A 22,944-nucleotide genomic window follows, 5' to 3' on the forward strand; every position below is an offset into this window, starting at 1 on the left:
GGAGATGAGGATATGAACGTGGCAGTAGTAGGAGCGAACGGACAAATCGGGAAGCAAGTGATCGGGCTCTTAAAAGAAAGCAGCGAGCATACGCCAAGGGCCATTGTGAGAAAGGAAGAGCAGGCCCAAGCCTTCGAACAGGATGGGGTCCAATCTTCACTGGTTGATTTGGAAGGAACGGTGGAGGAGATTACACAGGGTCTGAAGGGTGCCGATGCCGTCGTATTCACAGCCGGCTCCGGTGGTAACACGGGCGCGGATAAAACATTGCTCATCGATTTAGACGGAGCGGTCAAAACGATGGATGCCGCCAAGCAGGCAGGAATCGAGCGGTTCATCATGGTAAGTGCCCTGCAGGCTCACAACCGTGAGAACTGGAACGAATCCTTGAAGCCGTATTATGTGGCGAAGCATTTTGCCGACCGTGCACTGGAACAGAGCGGATTAACCTATACCATCATCCGTCCTGGCGGTTTATTGAATGAAGCGGGTACAGGGAAGGTGACCGCAGGAGAGAATCTATCAAGAGCATCGATTCCACGTGAAGATGTAGCGGGCACGATCGTAGTGAGTCTGGGAGAAGAACGTACATTTAATAAGGGCTTCGATTTGATTTCAGGAAATGATGGGATTGAAGAGGCTGTCAGAAACGTATAATGGAGAAGAAGGAATGATCATCCTGTGGGTGGTCATTTTTTTTTGTTTTCTAAAATGATTGGGTGTAGAAGACTCCTTTTTTTGATCCATTCATGTTGAGGGATTGAAGGATAGTGGCAGCTGTTCTCCGTGAGGGAAGCAACAGGAAGTCCCTTAATTCCCGATTGGTGATAGTTGGTTTGATTAATAGGAAGTAGTCGTCGATGGCTTGCAGGTGAGCGGTTTTGGATGAGTGAAGGCAGTGGGGACAAAACCAGGTGCCGGTCATTCTTGTCATGACTTTCGTACATTGATCGCAGAGGACCCCTTTTATCAGGTCTGCTTCTTGTAATTGATAGGTGGTCAGGATGGATGAATAGTGGTGTTCTTGATGCTGATTCAATAGAAGTCTTTTGGTTTTTTTGAGATCGATGATTTCATTTTCTTCACCGTTGTACTTTGTATTGAGTTTGCTGATTTCACTGACGAGATTTTGGGCATGAATCATTTTGTCGTATGGGGGGATGAGTCTGTGACCGGAAGCCATTCTCAGAATGGTTGACGGGTTGCTGAATGCGACGAGAAATTCAATGGGAGGGCACGGTAGTTTGTTGTTATAAAACCACTTTTGCAGGAACAGCATCTGACGCTTCGCCTGTGTAATGGGATCGGGGTAACCCGTTTCGATACCTTGGTAATGCTTAGAAAGTTGATTGAATTCCGGGTCGATCGTCAGGGTGCCGGCGATGTTCTTTATTTCAATCGGGAGTGAGTAGTGTGGGGTGACAAGAAGGCTATCAATCTGGAAGTAATCCGGTGCAAGGGGGAGTTTCAGGTCGTTGAATATCATGTACTTCTTGTCTGTCAGGAAACTTAAGTGATAATCCACGGCTTTTTCTCCGTTGTATCCCGCTTTTCTTTTCTTCAGATCCTGTTCAATGGTGGGGCGTTTCGGATGGTTTGGGGGTTGCAGCCTTCTTAAGATGGCCTCGGTTTGGAGAAGTTTGCGAGGGGGTTTTCTTTCTTTTGCAATCAAGGGATCACTCCTTCGTTGGGTGGTTATAGAAAAGTTCTCCATTTTGAGTGAAAATCCTGCCTAGGGAGTGAAATAATCGTTATTTTTTCGATTTTCGAAGTGAAAAGAATCGTGCTGATAGGCATTTAGAGGTTTTTTTCTTCATGAAAAGATTTTATGAACCGGTTTTCACTACTTATGATCCGGTTTTTGGATATATGAACCGGTTTCCCCATTTATGATCCGGAATCCTGAAATATGACCCACCTTTTCATTTTATAATCTCTTTGTCGAATTTCCTGTATTTCAGAAGCTGATCATGCTGAAAGAAGAGTGACCTTCGTGAGGGTGGTCATTTTTTTTTGTGAAAATTAATGATTGTGATTGGGAGTCTATTTTGAAATAATTGGTAGTGAAAGAACTGGGGCTCTAGGGGGGAATTAAATGAACTGTACTCATTGCAAAATTGAAATGGTAAAAGGGTGTAACGTCAATGTTGAAGGTGTCATGTATGGGATGAAGATAAGTAAAAAACGGAAAGGTTTATTTAATAAAGTTTCGGCAAAACCTAATGCCGCCGTTTGTACGAACTGCGGCTATGTGGCTTTCTATGTTGATGATTATAAACAATTCAGAGAGTAGAAATAGGATTACATACCAATGAAATTTCTCACTAAAATGGTGAAGGGGGACATAGCATGGCTAAGAAAAAAGGATTCATTCCTTCATTGCTTTTCGGAAGTATCATTTTGTGCACGATAGCGATCGTTGCGTTCTTTGTATTTCAAGGTGAAGAGGTGAAAGAAATAATCAAGGATGGATTCTCAGATGAAGAGCAAGCCTCCCAATTGAACGTAGAAGAAGTCATCAATGAACACGGAAACATCAGTAATCTAGAAGACTTGGATACCTTTGTTGATAGGTTGAAAGGTCAACAAAAAGCAAAAAACAATGTGATCCATTATGGGATTGAGGGACAGAGAGTGGTTGAAGAATTGACCTATAATGGGGATGATGTCCACGTTTATCGCAGTGTAGACGAAGAATTCATTGAAGAATACCGGTGTGAAAATGTCGTGATAAATGAAGATGGTCGAAAGAAGCAGTATGTCTTGAAGCGATGTACAGGTAATTTTACTGGGGATACTGTTATATTATCGACAGCTATAGAGGATTAGGGATAGTTTGCTGACCAGCGGAAGAGATCTGAAAAAGATTGAATTGATAATGGCTGGAGAATCATCGCCATGCCTACTATGATAAAAATTACTACAATCACAGGGGGGTTCCTCAAAAAGGGGGAAGCTTCCTTATTTTAGATTTCACTCCACAGGTCGGTCATCTTGTCTCGCAGATGGATTATGCGAGGTACACAACTTTGGAAGCAGTAAAGGGTCTAACCACATCTGAATTGGACTTCTTGCCAAGTGAGGATGGGAATAGCATCGGGGCCCTATTATTACATATGGCGGCGGTTGAAAAAGGGTTTCAAATCGAAATATTTGATGGGAGACGCCCGAATGAACAAGAGATGAAGGATTGGGCACCTCCGTACAGCCTTGGGGACAAAGGTCGAGAGAGCATCAAGGGGAACCCGTTAGAGTTTTATATTGAGAAGCTTGAAGAAGTAAGACGCAGGACGCTTGAGGAATTTGCCCATCTGCAAGATGATTGGTTGTATGAGGATCGACAATGGGATGGCCATCCTTCTAATCACTATTTTATATGGTTTCACGTATACGAGGATGAAATCAATCATAGAGGTCAAATAAGGATGATACGAAAGATGTTGCCAAGGGATTGATGGGAGTAGAAAAAGTGGGGTGAACAGGATGAAAAGGATGCTGCTTGTCAGTATGACCTTCTATACCGTTGTTACCTTACTGACGGGATGTCAGCAAAAAACGCTTTCCTTTGAAGGGAAAGGAGATTATTGGGAAGGAAGTTATATCAGTAATCAGACTTCAAACAGTGAAAATGGTGAATTTAAGTTTGGATATACCGGGGAAGAGAGCATAGGCGAGATCGAATATTACATCACTTCCCGTGCAGGGGAAAGTAGTGGGAAGATCAATGTGAACGGGAAAGTTTTTACACACTCAACAGCTTGTTCCGGTTGTGCCAAACCTGATGAAGACGATGAATTTCATGTGGTGATTCAGTGGGATGGGAAAGAGGATGAGTTCACTCTGAAGAGATAGTGTGAAAGAAGAGTGTGATGTTAGCCACTCATAAGGAAACCGATGAAACGATACATCTATATGAATGGGGAATCGACAATCACAGGAGTGGTGCGATATTCGCCCTTGGGAGAGAAGGGCTTTGGAAGATTGACGTGATGGTGGATGAAGAAAAATTGACCAGTTTTGTGGTGAAAGTAGAGAAATAAGAATAGGAAAAGGGGAACTCCGTGATATCCTGGAGTTCCCTTTCTTTGCTTTATCCGTTTGAGATTCTTTTGAAATCTTTAGGATCCATTTTGTAGGTAGTGCCTTGAATGGACATTGCTCTCTTTTTTCTCCGGGATCTGATTTTTCTATGAGCCACTTTTGGCGGAGCAAGCCCTTTTTCAATACCAGCTGCCATGCTGTTGACCGCCAAAATGGAGATGGTGAAGCAGGCTAAAGGTCCAATGGCGAGCCACCACTGATAATTGATCAGTTTGATATACATGCCGAGCAGCCCGGACCATTCGTTGGCAATGGGCATGGGCGGGTCACAATAGATGTCGTAGCATACCGAGGTTCCTCCAAAGTAAATTTGGAAGATGCCAAGGTGCGCAATGATGAGCAGCACCTGAACGACGATCCTCGGGAATATGATGAAGAGTCTTGGCTGCAGGTGAGGGATCACATGCTTCTTGAAAATGTGAAAGGGAGATGCCCCCAGAGTGATGGCACTCTCGATGAATTCCTTCTTTAAAATTTCCCTCGTTTCATCCGCAATCAACAGAGCGGTCGTTGGGGTGAGGATAATGGCCAGCATGATGATTTCGTAGATGACTCTTCCGGTTAATGAGTAGACAAAGCCTTCAGGTGGCTCCCAAAGAACAGGATGAAGGATGTTATAAGCGATGATGGATAATGGAACAAAATAAAAAGACGATGACATTCCCTTCACCATGGCCATCGATCCTTGTTTCTTCCAAAAGGCAAGAAGGGTTCCCGATAGGAAAGCCAGTGAAAATCCAAGAAGAGATGTCAAAAAAGTGGCTCCAAACGTATATTTGGCCCCTTGAAGAAGCTTTTCAAGCATGTGGTTCCCATATTTATCTGTTCCAAAAGGATAGTCTTTGGCTGGTTCTAAGGGAGCTCCGGCGATCATATTTCCTTCACTGTCTTTCAACCACTCAGTCTGTGGGATGGCTGAATCGAAATGGGTCGCGTGAATAATGCTGGCAAGTGTAATAAGAAAGATCGTAAGAAATCCTAAAATGAATAGGGGCTGTCTGATGACCCTCGACATTATAAGTCCACCTCATTACCTGTAATGGAATTGGCTGTTCGTTGGACCATTTTCAAAAATAAAAAAAGCGGGACGAACAGCAGGATCGATGTAACGGCGAAAAGGGTGGGGGTATTATAAGAGAACAAGAAAGTGGTTACTCCCAGCATGTTGAATAAATATTCCAAGATAAGTAGGTTGGACAACATTAGTGCCATGACGTTCTTACCGTGGTAAGCAAGACTGATGATGGTGTTCCGGAACACATGGATGATCAAGATGCGAAAGTAAGACAAACCTTTGCTTCTGGCAAGCTCTACATATTGCTTATCAAATTCCTCATTCATCAATACGGTCAGGGTCTTGATGAAGTACATGGTCGGAAGGAGGGATAAACAAAGGATCGGCAACAGATAAGCCCTATCTTCCCCCAGTGCCACAAAGTCGAACAGAAAAACACCTGTCTTCTTGAACAGCCATACGACGAGCAGTTGACTTCCCACAATGATGAAAATGTCTGGAAGTGAGCTGAAGACAAAGGAAATGGAATCAATCACTAGCTGAAAGGGCTTGCCGATCAGGAAGTAGAAGAACAGGACGACGATGGCGATCAACAAGGAAAGAAACAACGCTGAAAAAAAGACAATCAGTGAATATTCATATGCATTCCAAAAGAAGGGGAAAAGCTCTCTTTTCACCCCGGAAATCGGGTTGATGTATACTAAATTTGCGATGGAAAAGAACCCCGAGAGAATCTGCCATACTTCATTGATGATGGAAGGCAGGAGGCTGATGGCAAAGATTCCGGTTACTATCATCACGATTTGTAAGATGGATGATCCTGCTTTTTTCATACTAAATCTCCTTTATTCATTTATGTATCGACCTTCTCAGCGATTTCAATCAGCTGTTGTTTCGTCATTTTATCAAGAGAATAGGTGAGCACTTCATACATGATCTTCTCTCCGTCATATTCCTTGATCCATAAGATGGACTGATAAGGAAATTCCCCCATCTCCTGTTTAAGGTAAAAGGCATCATGCCTCTTCAGTTTAACTTTGGTAATGACCAGCTCGCCGTCATCCAAAGGCATATTTTCGTATAATTCCACCTTGGAGGAGCTTCGTATAAAGACTTCGGTCTCGTCATTTCGATACTCGGTCACGGTCACGATTTGATCGTCCTTTTCCTCTACCTCCACTATTTTGGCGAGAATGTCTTTATCGCTGTGTCTGGCTTTGGCATAAAGCTCCGATTCTGCTCGTTTGAATTGGCTTGGTTCTGCATCAACGGTCATTTTGCCGCTTGCAAATCGGAAGCCGAAAGGAAGGGTTTCACTTGGGCTATAGGAATGCTGAATGGAATCACTATACGTGTCAAAATCCGAAAATCTTCTTGGCTGCCTGTAGACCGTGAAATTCTTCTCGGGATAGTCACTTACATTATAGTAAATAAGGGCTTCACCAGGCTTCACCTTCTCCTTAAACGATTCGGCTGCCCCTGCATCCCACTCTTTGATGTCTGAATCAGGCTGAGTCAATTCCATGACCACTTCCCCATTTGAATCAAACAGCTGAAACCCTTGTGAAGCAAGTACGCCCACAGTGGAAACGGTAACGAGTCCTCCACCGATCAGCGCGGCCTTAATGCCTTTACTTAAGGGTAACGAAAAAAAACGCCTTTTTTTCCTGCCTTCTGTTTCAATCATGTCATACGTTTCTTCAATTCTTTTTTTGACAGAAGACGGGAGTGGCTCATCTTGAAACAACTCTTTCATTTTCGAGTCAAACTGTTCTCCTTTCATTTCCAGGCACTCCTTTTCAAAGGGGGTTGTTCTTCTTCCAGAAACGACATCAACTGCTGTCTCGCTGTTGATAACCGTGACTTCACGGTTCCTTCCGGTATATTCACAATTTCTGCTATTTCCTTGATGGTCAGGTCTTCAAAGTAATAAAGAGTGATCACCGTTCGTAAAGAATCGTTTAAGGATGATACGGCTTCCTGCACAGAAAGCTTCAAATCGAATTCCGTCTTATCCCGTTCATGACATTCCCGGACAGGAATGACCATTTTTCGTTTATTTAGCAGAGCATAGCATTCATGGATCAAAATTCGGATCAACCACGTTTTGAAATAGTTCTCTTCCTTCAGGTCAGACATTTTCTTGTAACAGATCAAGATCGTTTCCTGGATGGCATCGGCGCAATCTTCATCTTTCTTTAAAATTCCCTTTGAAACACGGTACATGGATTGTTCATATTGTTTCATCAATTTTATAAATGATGGATGATGTCCTTTTTTCGCTTTCCTGATGAGTTTGTTATCCGGCAAAAAGCCCACACCTCCTACGTACTTCCTGGCCGTTTATCATTAGATATGAAAATTTGGGATTTGGTTCAAATAAATTTTACATTATTTTGATTGTATAAAAATGGTACCATAATCTGAGGTGGAGGTTTTTGTTTTACAGTATTTAATGGAATAATATACCTGTTATGCTATGATGAGAATGTATGTTCGTTTGGCTGGAGGGGATTTTTTTAGATGGTTAATAATAAAGAAGATGTCATCAAGTTGATTCAGAACGATCCCGGCATGATAGAGGTTATTGAGACCGCAGGATCATTGAATCTACCGGATTGGTGGATCTGCGCAGGATTTGTGCGTTCAAAAATATGGGACACTCTTCATGGATATAAAGAGAGAGCCCATACGCAAGATGTGGACGTCATCTATTTTGATAAAGAAAATCTTGATGAAGAAATCGAAAAAAGGTTAGAAGCAGACTTACGATCCATCATGCCCCTCATCCCCTGGTCTGTTAAGAATCAGGCAAGGATGCATGTTGTAAACGACCTTCCTCCCTATACTTCATCCGAGGATGCAATTTCAAAGTTTCCTGAGACAGTCACGGCTCTTGGAGTGAGGATGGACAGGGAAGGTGAGTTGGTCCTGACGGCTCCTTGTGGATTGGATGATGTAATCAATCTTGAAGTGAAGCCGACTCCTTTTTTTAGAGAGACGGAAGAGCGGGTTTCCATTTATGAAGAGCGGATCAGGAAGAAGGATTGGAAGGGGACTTGGCCTGGGGTTGTCGTTCACCATATAAATAAGGGGAAGACTGCTTTGGAATAATGTCGGAATGATACTATTATTGAGTTGGAAACAATACCTTGAATGATGGGTTCATGCAGGGAATAGCTATTTATTCGAAGCCCTTGATTTTAATCTAACTGACCGTTGAGGATTTTCAGCGATCGAGGGAATGAACCACATCGAGACTTTGATTATATGAAATCTGCGCTGAAGTTTCCCACTTATTATTCCTAAAATAAAGAAGGGAGAAAACGTGAAAAAATCTACCATTCTAAAATATGTTTTTTTATTGATAGTTGTTATAGCCCTATCCGCTTCCTGGACTTATGCAGAAGACCAGGATTCTTATACGGAACCGTACCAAGCCATTCAAGCCGTGGATAAGGGTCTCCAGTTGATTCCTGCCTATAAGATGGGGGATGAATCCCTGTACTTTTTCATTAAAGATAAAACCAATCTAGGGGCTACGGTGGTTCGAAAGGGAATATTCGGTTGGAAAAGCGGGGTGTTTACCTGGGGGTCGATGGATCCTGAAAGAGAATATAAAAAGCTGCAGGGAATCGAAGGCCATGGAGAGGGCTTGGTGTATGGCTTGATCAGAAATGGTGATGAAAGAGTGGTGATGGTTGACGATCAAGAAGCTAAGGTATTAGATTTGGCCATGTTATCCCCCTCGATAGTAAAGGAATATCAATTGGAGGGGCTATATCTTTGGTATGTTGAAAGCGATAAAAACCTTAATGCTCAGCAGGTTAAGTTGCTGCGTGAGGATACTCGGGAAATCATTGATTCGGTAGATTTATAGAATCCAATAGACAAGGGGGAGGAGAAGGTATGATGGATCCATTCTGGTTAAAATTCATTCTGTTTATAGCGGGTTATGCTTTACTGATATTTTTGTTTAATAAAGGAATGCGAAAGTTATTTAATGTTAAAAAGAAGAAGATTTTCTCCTATCATCATTTGAATGAAAAACATAAGAAGATAGATTGGACGATTAGAATAACTTTTGCTCTTCTGATTGTCGTTGGCGGTTTTTATAATGCCACTCAGTCACCATTAGAGAGAATATGGTTTTTGAAAACTCATATCCTGCTTATTGTTCTCATTCTTTTGTCTGAAACAGTTACTGCTGTTATGGAGAAGCGATACGCAGAAAATAGGAATGATTATAAATTCACTATTTCTCAGCTAGTCTTTCTTTCATTGTCGGTGTTATTGATCTTCAGCACTGATTTTTTGGGATTGTTTGAATAATCATATTTAGATTAACTGTCCAAGAGATAGAGTTCAATTATACCAGCTGATCTTCAGCTTTCTTTGTGTTTTTTCCAATAAATGAAACTTTCACCAGTTTCAAACGTATGTAAGAAAAAGTAAAAAGGGCAGCAGTGTAAAAGATGCTTTTTTTCATTTTTAAGGATAGAAAAGAGGATGGAGAGCGTGGTTGTAAAGGAAAATGTGGTATTAGAATGGGTGAAAGCTTTGGTGATCGCATTAGTTGTTGTATTTATTGTCCGTACCTTCTTGGTCACTCCTATCATGGTGAAGGGATCTTCCATGAATACGACGCTCAAGGACCAGGAACGGATGATTGTGTCTAAATTAGGGGACACCGAGCGGTTTGATATCGTTGTGTTTCACGCAAATGAGGAACAGGATTATATCAAGCGTGTGATCGGTCTCCCTGGAGATACGGTCGAGTATAAAGGAGACACGTTATACGTAAACGGGAAAGCGTATGAGGAGCCTTACCTGGATGAGCAAAAAGAGAATGTACAGGGTGACTTGACCATACCTTTTACCTTGAAGGATACGGCTGTTGGACAATCGACCGTTCCGGAAGGTCATCTGTTTGTGATGGGGGATAACAGAAGGGATAGCATGGATAGCCGGCATATTGGCGCGATTCCTATGGAGGAGATTGTAGGGACTACGAATGTGGTGTTTTATCCGCTTAAGGATATGAGGATTGTGGGGGAGTAGTTTATTTTGGAAAGAGGCTACAAATTCGTAATACTTTCGTGACCAATCTGGAAGGTTTTGTCGGAATTTTCGTAAATGTAAATAAAATTAGGAGTGTAAGATATGGAAGTAAAGGTATCAAAAAATGACGATAACTTAAATATTAAGTGGCAATTGAGTAACATCAATATTCCTTTATCTGATATTAAAGAAGTGAAAAATGACGATACATATGGCGGTGAAGAGAAAACAGCAATGAGAATTGGTTATCCATATGGACATACGGATAGAGTCGTCATCCAGACAAGTTCAGAAACGTATATTCTGTTCACAAGTAATGCTGGTTTGAAAGAGAAGATTTTGTCGTACATTGGGGCACAAAGACCACGGTCCTGATCACTACGCGGACATCGAGTTAAGCAAGCACTTATAAAAAGGGGGAACTACATATGAATAAAACCATCACCATTCTTCACACCAATGACCTTCACGGAAACTATGATCTGGTCGTACGGCAGGCTGCATACATAAAGAAACGTGTCAGTGAACTTAAAGAGAGAGGGGAAAGTTATTTATTACTGGATGGCGGGGATCATTTGGATATGAGCATCAATGAGTGCCTTGCGACGAATGGCGATATGCATTTGGAAATGCTTGCGGATGTCGGGTATCATGCGATGTCGGTGGGGAATAATGAGCTGCTGCGATCGACACCGGCGTTGATTCGAAAGCATAGCCTGGAGTCCAGTGTCCCGTGGTTGTTATCGAATCTTGTTGAGGGTGATGGGACTCCCATCGGCGGGATGAAGGAAACGCTTCTTGTGACAGTGGATAATGGTTTGAAGGTTGGCTTATTTGGAGCGACCGATCAATTCGAGGATCTTTATGAGAACAAGCATGGATTCAGGAATCGGGAAACCCTTACGGCCATCAAAAAAGCCGTGTCTGATTTGAAAGCGCAGGGGGCGGATGTCATCGTCTTTCTATCCCATCTGGGGTATGGTGCCGATGTGGAAATCGCGAAAGATGTTAGTGGCCTGGTAGATGTGATCGTAGGGGCTCATTCTCATACGGTGCTTCAAAGTCCCGTTGTGGAATCAGGTGTCGTGATTGTTCAAGCCGGTTCTCACGGGCAATTTGTCGGGGAGTTGCAATTGGATTTACATACCGAGAAGGGTCCTTATACGATTGAATCATTCGAAGGGAAATTAGTAGAAATCACTCTCGAATCCGAAATCGATGCCAGCATGGAAGCCATTTTACAAAAGGGTCGTGAGGAAACGAATGAATTTCTGTCTGAGGTATTGTTCACGACGAGGGAAGAACTTACCCATGGTGATGTCATTCAATTAATGGCAGATGCTGTTCGGGGCTACTGGAAGTCTGAGATTGGCATTATGTATGGGGGAGCAGCAGTGGACCAAGACCTGGAATCGGGCGATGTGACGAAGGGGGATGTGTACAATCGATGCAAAAGCATGCATTCCCCTGTGTTGATGGAGCTTAAAGGTGAACAAATTGCGAGATTGATAGAGGATAGTTTTAATGGGGAGATTACCTCCAAACAGGTATACGGAAATGGATTCAGGCCGCATGGCATCCCGATTGGGGCTTTAGGGTTTTCTGGAGTTACATGGAGTCGTCATGATGGCGTAATTTCCGATGTTAAAGTGAATGGGGAAAGCCTGGTGGAAGAGAAGGTCTACTTGGTAGGGACAGGATCTCCGTTATTGTACGAAGAGGTATGTGGATACACGTCGGTAAAAGGGAACAAGTTGATCGAGGTTGGAAAGACAGAGATGGTGAAGGATGTGTTTATGAACTATTTAAGAGCCGGCCGGGATAGATTAGTGATGGTCAATCGTTAGATGGTTGAGGTTCAGGGCGGGACATTTATCGAGTTCGTCATTTTGAGATAGAATTCTGCTTTTTTTTGATAAAATAATCACTTTTGGGCTTGAAAGTGTGCTTTTAAGCCTCAATGTAGGTTCACTTGTCTGTTCATTTATAAAAATTTCATGCCTTCCTGGAATATATGATCCGGTTTCCGTGATTTATGATCCGCTTTGAGGATTTATGACCCGGTTTCAGCACTTTATGATCCGGGTTTTTGAGTTATGACCCCTAATTTCCAACTTATGATCCTTTTGTCAAAAAATCTTGAGGATTTTAGTGAATCAGAAGAAAGGGAAACTTTCTTTAGCTTATTGTGAGTGGGGTTCAAGCTATCATTCCTTAAAATTAGTAGGATTCAAACTTTTTGAATTTCAGACTAGTATAAGTTGGAACAAATTACAAAATAAGGTAGAGTAAGAACATACGTTTCGTTCGGAGCTTGATAGGAGGGAATAATGATGACTCACACAAAATATAAACCAGTATGGAATCTCGACAGCATCTTCAAAGGTGGAAGCACATCACCTGAATTACATAATCATATGAAACAGACGGAAGACAGAATTTCCGACCTGGAAGAAATCATGCGAGAGGTGATGCTGGAGTCGAATCAACTGGTCGATGTTCTTGATCGACTTAGGGACATAAAGATGTCCATATCACAAGCAAGATCCTACGCCATCTGTCTTCTTTCAGAAAATCCGAAAGACCAGGGAGCACAATTCTACAGAGGGGAAACCACGGCTCTTCAATCAAAATATGACTCTATTACGAGTAACCTGAAAAAGAAATTAGCACTTGCAGGGGAATCGGAGTGGAAGATCCTGCTTGCATCAGAGGGTCTGAAGGAGTATCGCTTCACCCTCCAAGAGTGGCGGGATGAAGCGGACCGTGAGCCTTCGCAGGAGGTGTCTGAACTTATGGCAGACGGGTACCACGCCTGGGGACAGATCTATCAATCGTTCATGAGCAGCATTAAAGTCCAGGTGAATGGTCAGGATTTCTCTGTTGGGCAGGCCATCAATCTGCGTTCGCACCACGATGCTTCCGTTCGAAAAGAATCTCATGAAGCGCTGGTGGAAAAGTGGACCGAGCATGAGGGGCAGTTTGCGCAAATCCTGAATCATTTGGCCGGTTTCCGGTTGAATATGTATGGGAGCGTGGGGATCGAGGACGTCCTCCATATTCCTCTGGCCCAAAACCGGATGAAGGAAGAAACGCTGAATGCGATGTTTTCGGTGATGGAGAGATATAAGGAACCGTTTGCCCAATACTTGAATGTGAAGGCAGAAATGAACGGCGATGCCAAAATGAAGTCCTATCACTTTTGGTCCCCGATGAATCATCGCCATCAAGGAATGGAATACGGTGAGGCGGCGGCTTTGGTCGAGGAGCAATTTCGTACATTTGGTATTGAAATGGGGCAGTTTGCGGAGACAGCATTCCGTGAAGGCTGGGTCGAGGCAGAAAATCGTCCGGGTAAGTCAGCGGTTCCCATTTGTGCAGGGTTCCCGTTAACGGGGGAGTCCAGGGTGTTCCTGACCTTCACCGGCACATTCAAAGGGGTATTGACCCTTGTGCATGAGTTGGGTCATGCCTTTCATAACCATGCGATGAAATCGGTGAACGGGATGAACAAAGCTTACCCTATGAGCCTGGCCGAAACGGCATCGACCTTCGCTGAGATGATCATACTGGAATCGGCCATGGAGAAAGCGGAGACGGACGAAGAAAAGCTGTTTCTCCTCGATGAGAAACTGAAGCGCAGCGTCATGAACTTCATGAACCTCCATGCCAGATTCATCTTTGAAAAGAATTTTCACGAAGAACGGAAAAAGGGGTTTGTCCCGGCAGCACGCTTGAACGAACTGATGGGGGCTGCCATGGAAGAAGGTTATGCCGGTTCCCTGGATGAGATTCCGGTTCATTCATGGGTATGGACGCCCCATTTTTATAAAACAGAATCTCCTTTCTATAACTTTCCTTACACCTTTGGGTATTTACTCGCACTGAATCTCTTCGTCAGGGCGAAGGAAACGGGGAAAGAATTTGAGGATCATTATATGCACCTCTTGCGGGATTCAGGGAGCATGTCGGCTGAAGATCTTGTCATGAAGCATCTGGGGGAAGACATTACGGAGGAAGCCTTTTGGGAAAAAGGGATGAGGCTATGTGTAGAGGATAGCGAGGAATTTGTGAGATTGGCAGCTTCCCGATGAAAAAGATACAATGGCTAATTGCCCTTCCTTCCATTCTATTATTATGTGTTTCTTTGTTTTTCGATCTCGATTACCTGCTCTACCTATCGTTGGCCGGTTTCTTCCTGGCAATGGTCATCAAGCAATTAAGGTTGCGGAATCGGATGTTTGAAATGGGGCATCCAGACCGGAATCTTGATCGGCACAAGGATGGGGACGAGGGTGATTCAGAAATCGATGTCAGCGGGGATGATTGAGAATAGCTTAAGAATGAGGAGAGAATTCATGGACAAGGTCTTACATAACATAGTCAATCGATTAAACAAGCAGGATGGCAGAATGGTCATCGGCATTTCAGGACACGGTGCTTCCGGTAAAACTACGTTTGCCAAAAAACTTTTGACGCTCCTGGAAGAAAATAGGGTCAATTATATCAACACAGATTCCTATATCGTCAATTCCGACGTCAGGAAGCACACCTCCATTCAATATGAATACAACAATGACATCCATCAATCCAAAATGACCGCCTGCCATCCTGCTGCCCACCATCTATTCGCCCTCGACCGGGACGTCAAGATGGTGAGGGAGGGAATGGATTTCTACACACTGGACGTCCCCTATGAGCGAAGTCGGCTCATCTCGTCCCGAAATAGCCTGACGATTGTAGAAGGGATGTCTGTTGCATTCAGCAAACCGGATCTTTACGACCTTAAGATTTATTTCTATACGGATGGTGAAACCGAGCTCATGAGAAGGGGAATCCGCGATGTTTCCGAAAGAGGGATGGATGTGGAGTATTTAAGGAAAACCCACGACGAGCGCAGAATTCAATATGAGGTATTTATGCATCCGAAGCATGAGAATTTTGATGTAGTGGTGAGGAATTCTGAAGAGGGGTATTGGGTGGAGAAGGACATAGAGTAGGTACAGTTCTAATTATGGTTTTCTTAACATAATTGGTAGTTAGTTAGATGACATAAAAACCGCTGGAGGTAAAAGGGTGAAAAGACCTTTAGGTGTATCAATCATTAGTTATTTTTATATTTTTGGTAGCATCGTATTATTGTATACTGCTATTTTTTATCAAGCTGGTGCCGACACCATTAGCATTTCAGAGCGATTTGGAGTAACGGTCGTACCTGAACGAATCATGAGAATGGTGGTGGCGGTCTTTTCCTTGTGGATGGTTTATGGATACATGAGAATGAAAAAATGGGGTTTTTGGTTATTGATCATGTATTCGGTCCTATTTGGAGTCATTAGTTTCCTATTATTAACGAACGAACTTCAACAGCCCTTTATAGGAAATGTTGTTTTCTCGGTCATCGTCTTGATTTATACGATTTATGTGAGAGGGGCATTTTTCGAGTCTGCTCCAAGAAACCAGTCTATTTAAGACAGGAGAGATACTATGAAAGATAAGAAAGGCACGAACATACTGATATTCGTCGGTTGGTTGTCGGTCATTTTGGCCTTCTTCACTCCCTGGATTTTTCACGGTATCATCGCCTTTTGTGTGGGGCTGGTCTTAAAAAAGGACTACGAGAAAAAACGGTATGGAATGTTTTTCATGGTTTTAGGGATTATGAGTGAGATATTACCTCATGTGATAGGATTTCTATTGATTGGGTACATGGATAAAGCGCTTTAAGGGAATTTATCAACAGAAGATAAGCTTAGTTTGCAGTAGGAGTGGAAGTATTACAATGCAACGTTGACTGAAAATTGAAACTTCTCAGAGCCTCCATTCGTAAATATAAGTCATACGAGGGGGTATAAATATGAAGAAATTCATAACAAGAACGTCATTAGTAACGGCTGCGATTCTTTCTATTGCTATCTGGATCGGGAGCCTTCTATTCAATTTTTCTTACGGGGAATGGAGCTTCTTCATCGGTCTCGGAATAACGGTGGGACTTTTCTTTTTCAACAGCAGTGGCGGTGCGTTATCCAAGGGGGCCACTCTGGAAGCGAGCGAGGCAGGGTGGAAGATTCAAAAGGATAATGAACTGAAAAGCAATGTAGGGGGAGTGTTTTATGGAGCGGTTTTGTTTACGTTGATCAGCTTTGTGATGATGATGGTTACTTATTTCTAATTAGATGAACTCCATATAGGGGGAGAAGCGATGTCAAAAGATTATTTGACCAATGTCATCATCTTAGGTGCTGCGTTAGTGATTGTTGGTTTTATCATGCTGTTTTTTAACGTTTACTTCGGAACTTCCTTTGCAGATGCCTGGTTAGCCAGTCGTGGAGAAGCGGATACGGGATATTTCCACATTGTGATAAGAGGATATATGAATACCTTTTTGGTAGGTGGCGGGATATTATTTGTGATGGGGTTGGTGGCTGTATTGTGGGGATATCATCAGCTTCAAGTGAAAAAGGAAAGTGATTTGTAGGTTAAATTTGTCCGCTCCCTTAAAAGTAGGAGTTCATGATGATTCTGGTGGTAAAGGTGAACAGGCTGATATGGGTTCAGGGTTTTAAGTCTCTCTATTATAAAGGAGTGCGCGATCAGTTCATTAGGAAATACTTTTGTAATGCGGAGAGAACCATACTGTAATCGAAACGGTCCACGCTTAGGATCGTTTTTTTATTCCGATATAGTGCTCTCAACATAGAATTGGAGATATATTAAACTTGGGAAAAACAGGATTATTATTATGGGCTGGCGAATATTTTAGAGTGAAAACAGGGAATGAGGGGACGGATATTTATTGGAGAATCAAATATTGCGATAGGTAAGGAGGAACACATGACTCAACATACAAATGAAAAGCAAAAACGGGTTCAAGAGCTATATCGGAAGAAAAAGCGTGAGGACTCTTCCCATAAAATCTGGACGGTGATCGTGATGCTCTGTGTGATACTTCTGCTGATCCTTCTTGTGACGAGCGCATTATTCGATCTTGGTGTACCGTTGCCGGAGTTTTTTGGGAGATAATAAAAGGGGCTACGCGGATGAAAAAACGTTGGATTGCAGTTGTACTGCTCGTGGTGGTTGCCGTAGTGGGAGGCACTTATTTCTGGATAAGAGAAAATCCCCCAATGGAGGTTGGCGTCATTGGTCAAAATGTGGATGGGACATCTGTTCTGGTGGAGGTGACGAATCATGGTTTCAGTGATGCGAAAGTGGTGGGAGTCACCGTCAATAACGATGAAGCTCCTGAAAAGGTGAAGATGCAGGTGAGTAACCTCATCCAAGGGTACTTCATCACAGACGACGATGATCAAGATGAGCTTCCAAAAGAAATAAGCTTTAAAAATATAGAGGATGTATCGGTTAAAGCGGTCCCATCTAAGGAAGAACAGTATAAGAAGTTGGAGGATGGAACTGCCACAAAAGACGATACCATCCATGCGGTGAATGTGTTTCATGACGAAGAAGTCAATCGTGTGATGATCGAGTATCGGTACTTCGGGATGACGTTTCATGAAACGGTGGAGGTCCCTTTTTAAAAAAAGAGGACTTTTTTGAATGGAGAATCCATATGTAAAAAGGAAACACCCCTCTCCAGCTTGAAAGTATAAGTGATATGAAAATGCAGGAGGGAAATAAAATGAATGCTAAACAAGTCTTACTTATGCAACTGGATGCCTGCCACGATCAGAATACATGGTTCGTCTCGTTGATCAATTCCATCAACGGTCTTACGGAGGAACAGGCAACGTGGAAGCCGAATGAGGCCACCAATTCGATTTCTGAAATCATCCATCATCTCATCTACTATAATCAGCGCCATTTAAATCGATTGAATGGGGTCGATAATGAAGAGAGTACAGGTGAGAGCACGTTTTTGAACAGGGAAGGTCTCAGTTGGGAAGAAACGATCATGAGGATAGATCAATTGATGGCTGACTGGAAGAAAGCGGTTGAAGAGGCAGATGAAGCGAACCTGAATAACTGGACTGATAGCATTGCCCACCTCACCATCCACACCACTTACCATGCAGGACAAATTCTTTATATTAGAAAATTACAGGGGTCGTGGGATCCGCAAGCTGGTGTGAAGGGGTAACTCCTAAGAAAGAGGACTTGATGGCAAGTCCTCTTTTATGTTTGTGCCACGTTCCTTCTCCCCAATCGTATCGATATCCCGATCGAGATCACGGAAAGAGTTACGATCATCCACACCACACCGGACCATTCGAAATGGTGATAGAAGCTACCGCTGACGGTACCACCGACGCTCGATCCCGCGTAATAGGCGGATAGGTAGAGAGCTGACGCCTGTGCTTTATCGTGGATGGCGAGACGTCCGACCCAGCTGCTGGCGATGGAGTGGCCGGCGAAGAATCCGTAGGTAAAGATGGCGATCCCGATGATTTTTACCCACAGATTCGGATGCAGGGTGATGAATACCCCGGATAACATGATGATTAACGATAGAGGCAAAATTCTTTTTTTTCCATACTGATCGGCTAGCATCCCCATCCAGGTCGAGCTGAAGGTACCGACGATATAGACGATGAAGATGAAGCCGACTACGGTCTGGCTCAGTGAATAGGGTGGTGCAATCAGTTCGAATCCAATGTAATTGTAGAGGGACACGAATCCTCCCATCAACAGAAATCCGATGGTGAAGAGAAGGGTGAGCCCCGGTACTTTGAATTGGCTGAACAGGGATCCCGCCAATGATTTCAGCTGAAAAGTTTGCGGTTTGAAATGGGCAGACGGCGGGATAAGCACAAGGAAGATGACGGTTGAAATCAAGCTGATGATCCCCACACCCATCAACGCGATATGCCAGTTGAAATGGTCGGTAAGGACGCCGCTGATGATCCGGCCCGACATTCCCCCGATGGAGTTTCCGCTGATGTATAATCCCATGGCCATCCCGAGACTCTTCGCTTCGATTTCCTCACCCAAGTAGGCCATGGCGACGGCGGGAAGTCCGGCAAGCGTTATCCCCAACAGGATCCGGCCGGCAACGAGCATATGGAAGCTTGATGCAAATCCTGTGCATACGGCAAGAATGGAAGATGCCAGTAACGAAAAGGTCATGACGGATTTTCTTCCATAGACGTCAGATAAGGATCCTGCAATTAATAGACTGATAGCGAGGGCAATCGTAGTGGAAGACTGGCTAAGGCTTGAGGTGGCCGGTGAGATATGGAACTCATTTGCGATATCCGGAAGCAGGGGCTGTGTTCCCCACAGGATGGCGAAAGTGCTGAAGCCGCCTGCAAACAGGGCAAGATTTGCATGTTTAAAGGCCGGTGTTCCCCGTTTGATGTAATCCATGTAGCAAGACTCCTTTTCTACTAATCTTCTTTGATACCTTTATCATACCCCTCTTGGGGAAGCACTTCTAATAGTAAGGATTCATGAATCCTCCTTCAGTGTAAATTAAATTACAAAATTGTTAAAAAGATACATTTGTGTTTAGTCCTCAACTCACGAGGTATAAAACCAATGTACAAACGTACAACACCATTTTACTAAACTTAAGGAGGATTTTATTTATGTCTAACAGTAACAACAATAACAACAACAGCAAAATGAGTTACGAGGAAGCCGGTCGTAAAGGCGGCGAACAAACAGCAAAGAACCACGACAAAGAATTCTACCAAGAGATCGGTGAAAAAGGTGGAGAAGCAACTTCAGAAAATCACGACAAGAAATTCTATCAGGAAATTGGGGCGAAAGGCGGAAGCCAGTCCGGTAATTCGAGCAGCTCCAATAATTCCAATAGCTCCAATAGATCTAACAACTCAAACAACTAAATTGCCGGATCGTTCCGGAAACCCAAAAGGCCTGTCAAACATCTATGACAGGTCTTTTTTATGTCTACCGGTCCAGGGGCTATTAATATTTAGTCCTGACACATGTAAGTGATAAAGGTCATGTGTTGGAGGGGGAAGGTTTCTCTTATCTCTTGCGTACTATAGATATTAACGCTATCGTTAGGGAAAGGGAGTGAGCATCGTGAGTGAGGACATAGCAGAAATAGAATATCTCGAGGTGATGGAATATTCCTTAAATCCACTCATCATCCATACGGATTACAAAATCATTTATGTGAACGGGGCGGCGGAGGAATTCTTTCGGACGGATAAAGAAGGTGTCATGGGCCAAAGTCCCTTGGATATCTTCCGGGAATCCTCAAAGGACGCAATCAGGAAAAGAATCCAATCCGCATATGGAAACCCCGCAGATGTCATTGAGGAAACGGTCTATCGAACGGACGGATCAACCGTGGAAGTCGAATTGTATTGTCATCCCCTCATGATAGGGGATACCAAGGCGATTCAAACGTATGTACATGACATCACGGACAGGAAAGAAAGGGAAAAGAAGCAAGCGGAAATGGTGGATGAAATAAACGAATTATCTGCTACGCTGGTTCCCTTGCTGGACGATATTGCTGTCCTTCCGATCGTCGGGAAGATTGATGAAGAGAAAGCCCACCTGCTCCTCGATATCATTCCGGCAAAAGTAAGAAAACAGAACGTCAATCAGGTGATCATTGATTTCTCCGGTGTCTATTCATTGGATCAAGTCGTCACAGATGCCCTTTTTAAGATTACGAGTGTGCTGGCTTTACTTGGCGTACGTTCGATTATTACGGGTTTACGGCCGGAAATGGCCATGAGTGCCATAAACCAGAACATCGATTTTGCATCGATCACAACGCTTGCTACAGTGAAAGATGCCCTTGCTTATATGCATATAAATGTTCAGGAAGAATAATAAGAAAACGCCCCCAGCGGTCATACCGTTGGGGGCGTCCGTGTGTGATTCAGTTGGTTTGATCGGTAAGCTTTACCAGCACATGGGCCATATGTTCCCGTTCTTCCTTATTAGCCACAGTCCACATCTCATTCAGTACTTTCTGTTCCCGGTTTCGTGGCTCCTCATGCTCTGCTAAATAGTCGGCCACGCGCTTAGCCCCCTTAGAAAGAGCTTCCTCACCAAGACCTAATTTCTCACCCTTTTGGACTTGATTTCCTAAATAGTTCTTGAAAGAGTCGAAATGCTGCAGGATCTCTTCCTTTTTGTCTTCATTCATTTGTGCGGCTGCCTGTTTTGGATCGTGTGCGATAATGAATTCCTCCTTATTAGTTGTATTAGTGTCTTTCCCCTGCAGAATAACATTAAACAATGGGAAGCACATTGAGGTATGGGGTGTTTTGGAAGAGAGGTAAGATACATTCAGAAAAAAACCTGCATATTTTCCTTCCAACAAATCACAAGTTATGATACTTTTATAATGTGAAATGATTCACAATCTCATATGGAGGTTGATGGAATGAATAAATTAAAGCCGGCCATTTATACGAGTTTGATTCTTTCTACTTTTTTGATGATCTTTACCATACTGGACGGGGGCATCTGGCTCTTTCCTATTGTCTTTACATATTCCTTTGCCGGTAACCTCGCGTATGGGGCACCCGTGTCCTTGCTATCGGATTGGTTAACGAGAAAGCTCGTCAAGGGACGGTTGTTTATTGCGGCATTCATCCATGCGTTCTTTGGAGCTATTACGTATTTTGTGATAGACGGGTTTGCGTGGATTGCTGTCATTTGTGCAATAATATTCTTCTTCATAGATGAATGGTTGAAAAGGAAAAAGACACCGGGTCCTCACCGGGAGAACAAGCGATTTTATTTCACATTAGGTAGCGTGGTCTGCGCTGTGGCGATTGTGATGTTAGGTGTGAATTGGATATCCGGTAACGATCAAGGAGAAATAATCAAAAACCGTTACCTGATTCCTGAAGGATACGAAGGTACGATTGTCATCTTCTATGGTATGCCCGACCAACCTTCCCTTGAAAAAGATGGAGAGTTTACTGTCATTCCTATAGAGATTGAGAGTCTGCCCACGTTGATGAGGACGGATATTGAACGGTATGGAATTTATCAAACCTCTACGCAGGACAGGGGTTATAGCATAAATCAGAATCAGTATTTCTATGTGGATGAAGAAGGAAATCGGACCCGCCTTGAAGGTGAGTGTATTCACCATAGAGGAGGTGGAGACGTGACCAGTTCTGATGGAAAAGAGATTGTATATGATCAATTCCAGGTGACAAATTCGGCCTGCGGGGAGGAGTTCTCCTTACAAGGGAATGAACGATACTCTGCACAGGGGCGGGAGATCGGGAAGTATTATAATGATCAGCAGGGGCTCGACGAATAGTTGAGCTTCTTTTTTATATGGGATTGAGTTCATGGCTCATTTTTGAAATAATTGGTAGTGACATAGTTTAGGAGGTAAGGATGAACGAACATATATTTAAGCCGTTTCTTGATGCATTTATAGTAGCTTGGAAGAATTCGTCTATTACAGAGTTGGAGACATTCATTTCTTCGGATTTTCAAGCAAGGGAAATCAGGGCTGGAGAAGTCGTGGATTTTGGATATGAGGAATCCATTGAAGGCTGGAAGCAGGGGTTTGCTTTTGTGAAAAAACAGCGCGCAGAGTGGGAAATCAATGAGGTATCGGTCATTCCTTTGAAGGATGATGAAGTGATGGCGATTCTTTCTGCAACGATTGTGTTAAATGGGAAAGCGATGGAAACATGTCACTTGTTCTTTGATACGTTTAAGCAAGTGGAGGGTGACGATTGGAAGTTGGTGAGGAGTTATATTGAGACGGGGGTTGTGAGAAGAGTTTAAAGAGGGACGGACCTCCAAACGCTCCTTTAAGAGTTCGTATTTTAGAGAATGGAGGTCCGTCC

At 43.4% G+C, this 22,944-nt stretch carries 32 protein-coding genes and 1 pseudogene; 26 read left to right on the plus strand and 7 right to left on the minus strand.

All coding sequences use genetic code 11. From position 1 onward, the window contains the following. Window positions 1–12 precede the first annotated feature (12 nt). Entirely contained in the window at window positions 13–657 is a 645-nt protein-coding gene (locus ACOSV2_RS12475; RefSeq protein ID WP_428975354.1) for an SDR family oxidoreductase, read from the plus strand. Between the two features lie 49 nt (window positions 658–706). On the opposite strand, the gene ACOSV2_RS12480 is transcribed toward ACOSV2_RS12475, so the two are convergent. Next, on the minus strand, window positions 707–1,672 hold the full coding sequence (locus ACOSV2_RS12480) for a nuclease-related domain-containing protein (RefSeq protein ID WP_428975355.1): 966 nt from the start codon (window positions 1,670–1,672) through the stop codon (window positions 707–709). Window positions 1,673–2,095: 423 nt separating this feature from the next. Here ACOSV2_RS12480 and ACOSV2_RS12485 point away from each other — a divergent pair, with 423 nt between their 5' ends. From ACOSV2_RS12485 to ACOSV2_RS12505, 5 genes are all read left to right on the plus strand, one after another. Beyond that, window positions 2,096–2,293 carry a hypothetical protein gene (locus tag ACOSV2_RS12485; RefSeq protein ID WP_428975356.1) on the plus strand — a complete coding sequence of 66 codons (198 nt, stop codon included), beginning with the start codon at window positions 2,096–2,098 and terminating at the stop codon, window positions 2,291–2,293. A 56-nt stretch (window positions 2,294–2,349) separates the two neighbouring features. Beyond that, window positions 2,350–2,829 (plus strand): DUF4362 domain-containing protein, encoded by a 480-nt coding sequence (locus tag ACOSV2_RS12490; protein WP_428975357.1) that lies wholly within the window; start codon window positions 2,350–2,352, stop codon window positions 2,827–2,829. Between the two features lie 134 nt (window positions 2,830–2,963). Beyond that, window positions 2,964–3,455, plus strand: a complete 492-nt coding sequence (locus ACOSV2_RS12495; RefSeq protein ID WP_428975886.1) for a DinB family protein — start codon at window positions 2,964–2,966, stop codon at window positions 3,453–3,455. A 28-nt stretch (window positions 3,456–3,483) separates the two neighbouring features. Then, window positions 3,484–3,852 (plus strand): hypothetical protein, encoded by a 369-nt coding sequence (locus ACOSV2_RS12500; RefSeq protein ID WP_428975358.1) that lies wholly within the window; start codon window positions 3,484–3,486, stop codon window positions 3,850–3,852. Between the two features lie 17 nt (window positions 3,853–3,869). Next, on the plus strand, window positions 3,870–4,040 hold the full coding sequence (locus tag ACOSV2_RS12505; protein ID WP_428975359.1) for a hypothetical protein: 171 nt from the start codon (window positions 3,870–3,872) through the stop codon (window positions 4,038–4,040). A gap of 50 nt (window positions 4,041–4,090) precedes the next feature. Here the strand turns inward: ACOSV2_RS12505 and ACOSV2_RS12510 are convergent, their stop codons facing one another. From ACOSV2_RS12510 to ACOSV2_RS12525, 4 genes are read right to left on the minus strand one after another with little or no spacing between them, the layout of a single operon-like run. Then, window positions 4,091–5,116: an ABC transporter permease subunit gene (locus ACOSV2_RS12510; RefSeq protein ID WP_428975360.1), complete on the minus strand. Its 1,026-nt coding sequence runs from the start codon at window positions 5,114–5,116 to the stop codon at window positions 4,091–4,093. Next, the gene (locus ACOSV2_RS12515; protein WP_428975361.1) at window positions 5,116–5,949 is read right to left on the minus strand and encodes an ABC transporter permease subunit; all 834 of its coding nucleotides are present in this window, start codon (window positions 5,947–5,949) and stop codon (window positions 5,116–5,118) included. Before ACOSV2_RS12515 ends, ACOSV2_RS12510 begins: the two co-directional genes overlap by 1 nt. Before the next feature lie 20 nt (window positions 5,950–5,969). Further along, window positions 5,970–6,899, minus strand: coding sequence for a hypothetical protein (locus ACOSV2_RS12520; RefSeq protein ID WP_428975362.1), 930 nt, complete (start codon window positions 6,897–6,899; stop codon window positions 5,970–5,972). Beyond that, window positions 6,896–7,426 carry a sigma-70 family RNA polymerase sigma factor gene (locus tag ACOSV2_RS12525; RefSeq protein ID WP_428975363.1) on the minus strand — a complete coding sequence of 177 codons (531 nt, stop codon included), beginning with the start codon at window positions 7,424–7,426 and terminating at the stop codon, window positions 6,896–6,898. Before ACOSV2_RS12525 ends, ACOSV2_RS12520 begins: the two co-directional genes overlap by 4 nt. A 213-nt stretch (window positions 7,427–7,639) precedes the next feature. On the opposite strand from ACOSV2_RS12525, the gene ACOSV2_RS12530 reads away from it, so the two are divergent. From ACOSV2_RS12530 to ACOSV2_RS12605, 16 genes are all read left to right on the plus strand, one after another. Then, window positions 7,640–8,230, plus strand: a complete 591-nt coding sequence (locus tag ACOSV2_RS12530) for a nucleotidyltransferase family protein (RefSeq protein ID WP_428975364.1) — start codon at window positions 7,640–7,642, stop codon at window positions 8,228–8,230. 214 nt (window positions 8,231–8,444) lie between these two features. Further along, window positions 8,445–8,996: an aspartyl-tRNA synthetase gene (locus ACOSV2_RS12535; protein WP_428975365.1), complete on the plus strand. Its 552-nt coding sequence runs from the start codon at window positions 8,445–8,447 to the stop codon at window positions 8,994–8,996. Between the two features lie 29 nt (window positions 8,997–9,025). Next, on the plus strand, window positions 9,026–9,448 hold the full coding sequence (locus ACOSV2_RS12540) for a DUF4181 domain-containing protein (protein ID WP_428975366.1): 423 nt from the start codon (window positions 9,026–9,028) through the stop codon (window positions 9,446–9,448). Between the two features lie 177 nt (window positions 9,449–9,625). Further along, entirely contained in the window at window positions 9,626–10,177 is a 552-nt protein-coding gene (gene lepB / locus ACOSV2_RS12545) for a signal peptidase I (protein WP_428975367.1), read from the plus strand. Window positions 10,178–10,279: 102 nt separating this feature from the next. Continuing rightward, window positions 10,280–10,552 (plus strand): SunI/YnzG family protein, encoded by a 273-nt coding sequence (locus ACOSV2_RS12550; RefSeq protein ID WP_428975368.1) that lies wholly within the window; start codon window positions 10,280–10,282, stop codon window positions 10,550–10,552. A 53-nt stretch (window positions 10,553–10,605) separates the two neighbouring features. Beyond that, window positions 10,606–12,024: a bifunctional metallophosphatase/5'-nucleotidase gene (locus ACOSV2_RS12555; protein WP_428975369.1), complete on the plus strand. Its 1,419-nt coding sequence runs from the start codon at window positions 10,606–10,608 to the stop codon at window positions 12,022–12,024. Between the two features lie 483 nt (window positions 12,025–12,507). Then, entirely contained in the window at window positions 12,508–14,271 is a 1,764-nt protein-coding gene (locus tag ACOSV2_RS12560; RefSeq protein WP_428975370.1) for a M3 family oligoendopeptidase, read from the plus strand. Further along, window positions 14,268–14,507, plus strand: coding sequence for a hypothetical protein (locus ACOSV2_RS12565; RefSeq protein WP_428975371.1), 240 nt, complete (start codon window positions 14,268–14,270; stop codon window positions 14,505–14,507). Before ACOSV2_RS12560 ends, ACOSV2_RS12565 begins: the two co-directional genes overlap by 4 nt. Window positions 14,508–14,535: 28 nt before the next feature. Next, on the plus strand, window positions 14,536–15,177 hold the full coding sequence (locus ACOSV2_RS12570; RefSeq protein WP_428975372.1) for a uridine kinase family protein: 642 nt from the start codon (window positions 14,536–14,538) through the stop codon (window positions 15,175–15,177). Window positions 15,178–15,253: 76 nt separating this feature from the next. Further along, complete coding sequence (locus ACOSV2_RS12575; RefSeq protein ID WP_428975373.1) at window positions 15,254–15,649, plus strand: hypothetical protein; 396 nt, start codon at window positions 15,254–15,256, stop codon at window positions 15,647–15,649. 15 nt (window positions 15,650–15,664) lie between these two features. Beyond that, the gene (locus tag ACOSV2_RS12580) at window positions 15,665–15,904 is read left to right on the plus strand and encodes a hypothetical protein (protein ID WP_428975374.1); all 240 of its coding nucleotides are present in this window, start codon (window positions 15,665–15,667) and stop codon (window positions 15,902–15,904) included. A 130-nt stretch (window positions 15,905–16,034) separates the two neighbouring features. After that, window positions 16,035–16,349, plus strand: coding sequence for a hypothetical protein (locus ACOSV2_RS12585; protein WP_428975375.1), 315 nt, complete (start codon window positions 16,035–16,037; stop codon window positions 16,347–16,349). A 30-nt stretch (window positions 16,350–16,379) separates the two neighbouring features. Continuing rightward, window positions 16,380–16,655 carry a hypothetical protein gene (locus tag ACOSV2_RS12590; protein ID WP_428975376.1) on the plus strand — a complete coding sequence of 92 codons (276 nt, stop codon included), beginning with the start codon at window positions 16,380–16,382 and terminating at the stop codon, window positions 16,653–16,655. Window positions 16,656–17,011: 356 nt separating this feature from the next. After that, window positions 17,012–17,200 (plus strand): hypothetical protein, encoded by a 189-nt coding sequence (locus tag ACOSV2_RS12595; RefSeq protein WP_428975377.1) that lies wholly within the window; start codon window positions 17,012–17,014, stop codon window positions 17,198–17,200. 17 nt (window positions 17,201–17,217) lie between these two features. Further along, entirely contained in the window at window positions 17,218–17,715 is a 498-nt protein-coding gene (locus ACOSV2_RS12600) for a hypothetical protein (RefSeq protein WP_428975378.1), read from the plus strand. A 101-nt stretch (window positions 17,716–17,816) separates the two neighbouring features. Beyond that, entirely contained in the window at window positions 17,817–18,275 is a 459-nt protein-coding gene (locus tag ACOSV2_RS12605) for a DinB family protein (RefSeq protein ID WP_428975379.1), read from the plus strand. A gap of 35 nt (window positions 18,276–18,310) precedes the next feature. Here ACOSV2_RS12605 and ACOSV2_RS12610 read toward each other — a convergent pair whose 3' ends face one another. Further along, window positions 18,311–19,501, minus strand: coding sequence for an MFS transporter (locus ACOSV2_RS12610; protein ID WP_428975380.1), 1,191 nt, complete (start codon window positions 19,499–19,501; stop codon window positions 18,311–18,313). 221 nt (window positions 19,502–19,722) lie between these two features. On the opposite strand from ACOSV2_RS12610, the pseudogene ACOSV2_RS12615 reads away from it, so the two are divergent. Continuing rightward, a pseudogene (locus ACOSV2_RS12615) lies at window positions 19,723–19,929 on the plus strand (KGG domain-containing protein); the annotation flags it as partial. Window positions 19,930–20,185: 256 nt separating this feature from the next. Next, entirely contained in the window at window positions 20,186–20,950 is a 765-nt protein-coding gene (locus ACOSV2_RS12620; protein ID WP_428975381.1) for an STAS domain-containing protein, read from the plus strand. 49 nt (window positions 20,951–20,999) lie between these two features. Here the strand turns inward: ACOSV2_RS12620 and ACOSV2_RS12625 are convergent, their stop codons facing one another. Continuing rightward, window positions 21,000–21,362: a DUF3243 domain-containing protein gene (locus tag ACOSV2_RS12625; protein ID WP_428975382.1), complete on the minus strand. Its 363-nt coding sequence runs from the start codon at window positions 21,360–21,362 to the stop codon at window positions 21,000–21,002. 147 nt (window positions 21,363–21,509) lie between these two features. Between ACOSV2_RS12625 and ACOSV2_RS12630 the strand changes: the two genes are divergently transcribed. Together ACOSV2_RS12630 and ACOSV2_RS12635 are read left to right on the plus strand one after the other, a co-directional pair. After that, on the plus strand, window positions 21,510–22,403 hold the full coding sequence (locus ACOSV2_RS12630; RefSeq protein ID WP_428975383.1) for a DUF6843 domain-containing protein: 894 nt from the start codon (window positions 21,510–21,512) through the stop codon (window positions 22,401–22,403). A gap of 80 nt (window positions 22,404–22,483) precedes the next feature. Beyond that, window positions 22,484–22,882 (plus strand): flavoprotein, encoded by a 399-nt coding sequence (locus tag ACOSV2_RS12635; RefSeq protein ID WP_428975384.1) that lies wholly within the window; start codon window positions 22,484–22,486, stop codon window positions 22,880–22,882. The last annotated feature ends 62 nt before the right edge of the window (window positions 22,883–22,944 follow it).

The organism is Rossellomorea sp. DUT-2, from assembly GCF_052665285.1.

What these genes read in the sequence shown, in the direction of transcription:
- ACOSV2_RS12475 (WP_428975354.1), top strand. Translation starts at nt 13, where the DNA reads ATGAACGTGGCAGTAGTAGGAGCGAACGGACAAATCGGGAAGCAAGTG.
- ACOSV2_RS12485 (WP_428975356.1), top strand. Translation starts at nt 2,096, where the DNA reads ATGAACTGTACTCATTGCAAAATTGAAATGGTAAAAGGGTGTAACGTC.
- ACOSV2_RS12490 (WP_428975357.1), top strand. Translation starts at nt 2,350, where the DNA reads ATGGCTAAGAAAAAAGGATTCATTCCTTCATTGCTTTTCGGAAGTATC.
- ACOSV2_RS12500 (WP_428975358.1), top strand. Translation starts at nt 3,484, where the DNA reads ATGAAAAGGATGCTGCTTGTCAGTATGACCTTCTATACCGTTGTTACC.
- ACOSV2_RS12505 (WP_428975359.1), top strand. Translation starts at nt 3,870, where the DNA reads ATGTTAGCCACTCATAAGGAAACCGATGAAACGATACATCTATATGAA.
- ACOSV2_RS12510 (WP_428975360.1), bottom strand. Translation starts at nt 5,116, where the DNA reads ATGTCGAGGGTCATCAGACAGCCCCTATTCATTTTAGGATTTCTTACG.
- ACOSV2_RS12515 (WP_428975361.1), bottom strand. Translation starts at nt 5,949, where the DNA reads ATGAAAAAAGCAGGATCATCCATCTTACAAATCGTGATGATAGTAACC.
- ACOSV2_RS12520 (WP_428975362.1), bottom strand. Translation starts at nt 6,899, where the DNA reads ATGAAAGGAGAACAGTTTGACTCGAAAATGAAAGAGTTGTTTCAAGAT.
- ACOSV2_RS12530 (WP_428975364.1), top strand. Translation starts at nt 7,640, where the DNA reads ATGGTTAATAATAAAGAAGATGTCATCAAGTTGATTCAGAACGATCCC.
- ACOSV2_RS12540 (WP_428975366.1), top strand. Translation starts at nt 9,026, where the DNA reads ATGATGGATCCATTCTGGTTAAAATTCATTCTGTTTATAGCGGGTTAT.
- lepB (WP_428975367.1), top strand. Translation starts at nt 9,626, where the DNA reads ATGGAGAGCGTGGTTGTAAAGGAAAATGTGGTATTAGAATGGGTGAAA.
- ACOSV2_RS12550 (WP_428975368.1), top strand. Translation starts at nt 10,280, where the DNA reads ATGGAAGTAAAGGTATCAAAAAATGACGATAACTTAAATATTAAGTGG.
- ACOSV2_RS12555 (WP_428975369.1), top strand. Translation starts at nt 10,606, where the DNA reads ATGAATAAAACCATCACCATTCTTCACACCAATGACCTTCACGGAAAC.
- ACOSV2_RS12560 (WP_428975370.1), top strand. Translation starts at nt 12,508, where the DNA reads ATGATGACTCACACAAAATATAAACCAGTATGGAATCTCGACAGCATC.
- ACOSV2_RS12565 (WP_428975371.1), top strand. Translation starts at nt 14,268, where the DNA reads ATGAAAAAGATACAATGGCTAATTGCCCTTCCTTCCATTCTATTATTA.
- ACOSV2_RS12570 (WP_428975372.1), top strand. Translation starts at nt 14,536, where the DNA reads ATGGACAAGGTCTTACATAACATAGTCAATCGATTAAACAAGCAGGAT.
- ACOSV2_RS12580 (WP_428975374.1), top strand. Translation starts at nt 15,665, where the DNA reads ATGAAAGATAAGAAAGGCACGAACATACTGATATTCGTCGGTTGGTTG.
- ACOSV2_RS12585 (WP_428975375.1), top strand. Translation starts at nt 16,035, where the DNA reads ATGAAGAAATTCATAACAAGAACGTCATTAGTAACGGCTGCGATTCTT.
- ACOSV2_RS12590 (WP_428975376.1), top strand. Translation starts at nt 16,380, where the DNA reads ATGTCAAAAGATTATTTGACCAATGTCATCATCTTAGGTGCTGCGTTA.
- ACOSV2_RS12595 (WP_428975377.1), top strand. Translation starts at nt 17,012, where the DNA reads ATGACTCAACATACAAATGAAAAGCAAAAACGGGTTCAAGAGCTATAT.
- ACOSV2_RS12600 (WP_428975378.1), top strand. Translation starts at nt 17,218, where the DNA reads ATGAAAAAACGTTGGATTGCAGTTGTACTGCTCGTGGTGGTTGCCGTA.
- ACOSV2_RS12605 (WP_428975379.1), top strand. Translation starts at nt 17,817, where the DNA reads ATGAATGCTAAACAAGTCTTACTTATGCAACTGGATGCCTGCCACGAT.
- ACOSV2_RS12610 (WP_428975380.1), bottom strand. Translation starts at nt 19,501, where the DNA reads ATGGATTACATCAAACGGGGAACACCGGCCTTTAAACATGCAAATCTT.
- ACOSV2_RS12630 (WP_428975383.1), top strand. Translation starts at nt 21,510, where the DNA reads ATGAATAAATTAAAGCCGGCCATTTATACGAGTTTGATTCTTTCTACT.
- ACOSV2_RS12635 (WP_428975384.1), top strand. Translation starts at nt 22,484, where the DNA reads ATGAACGAACATATATTTAAGCCGTTTCTTGATGCATTTATAGTAGCT.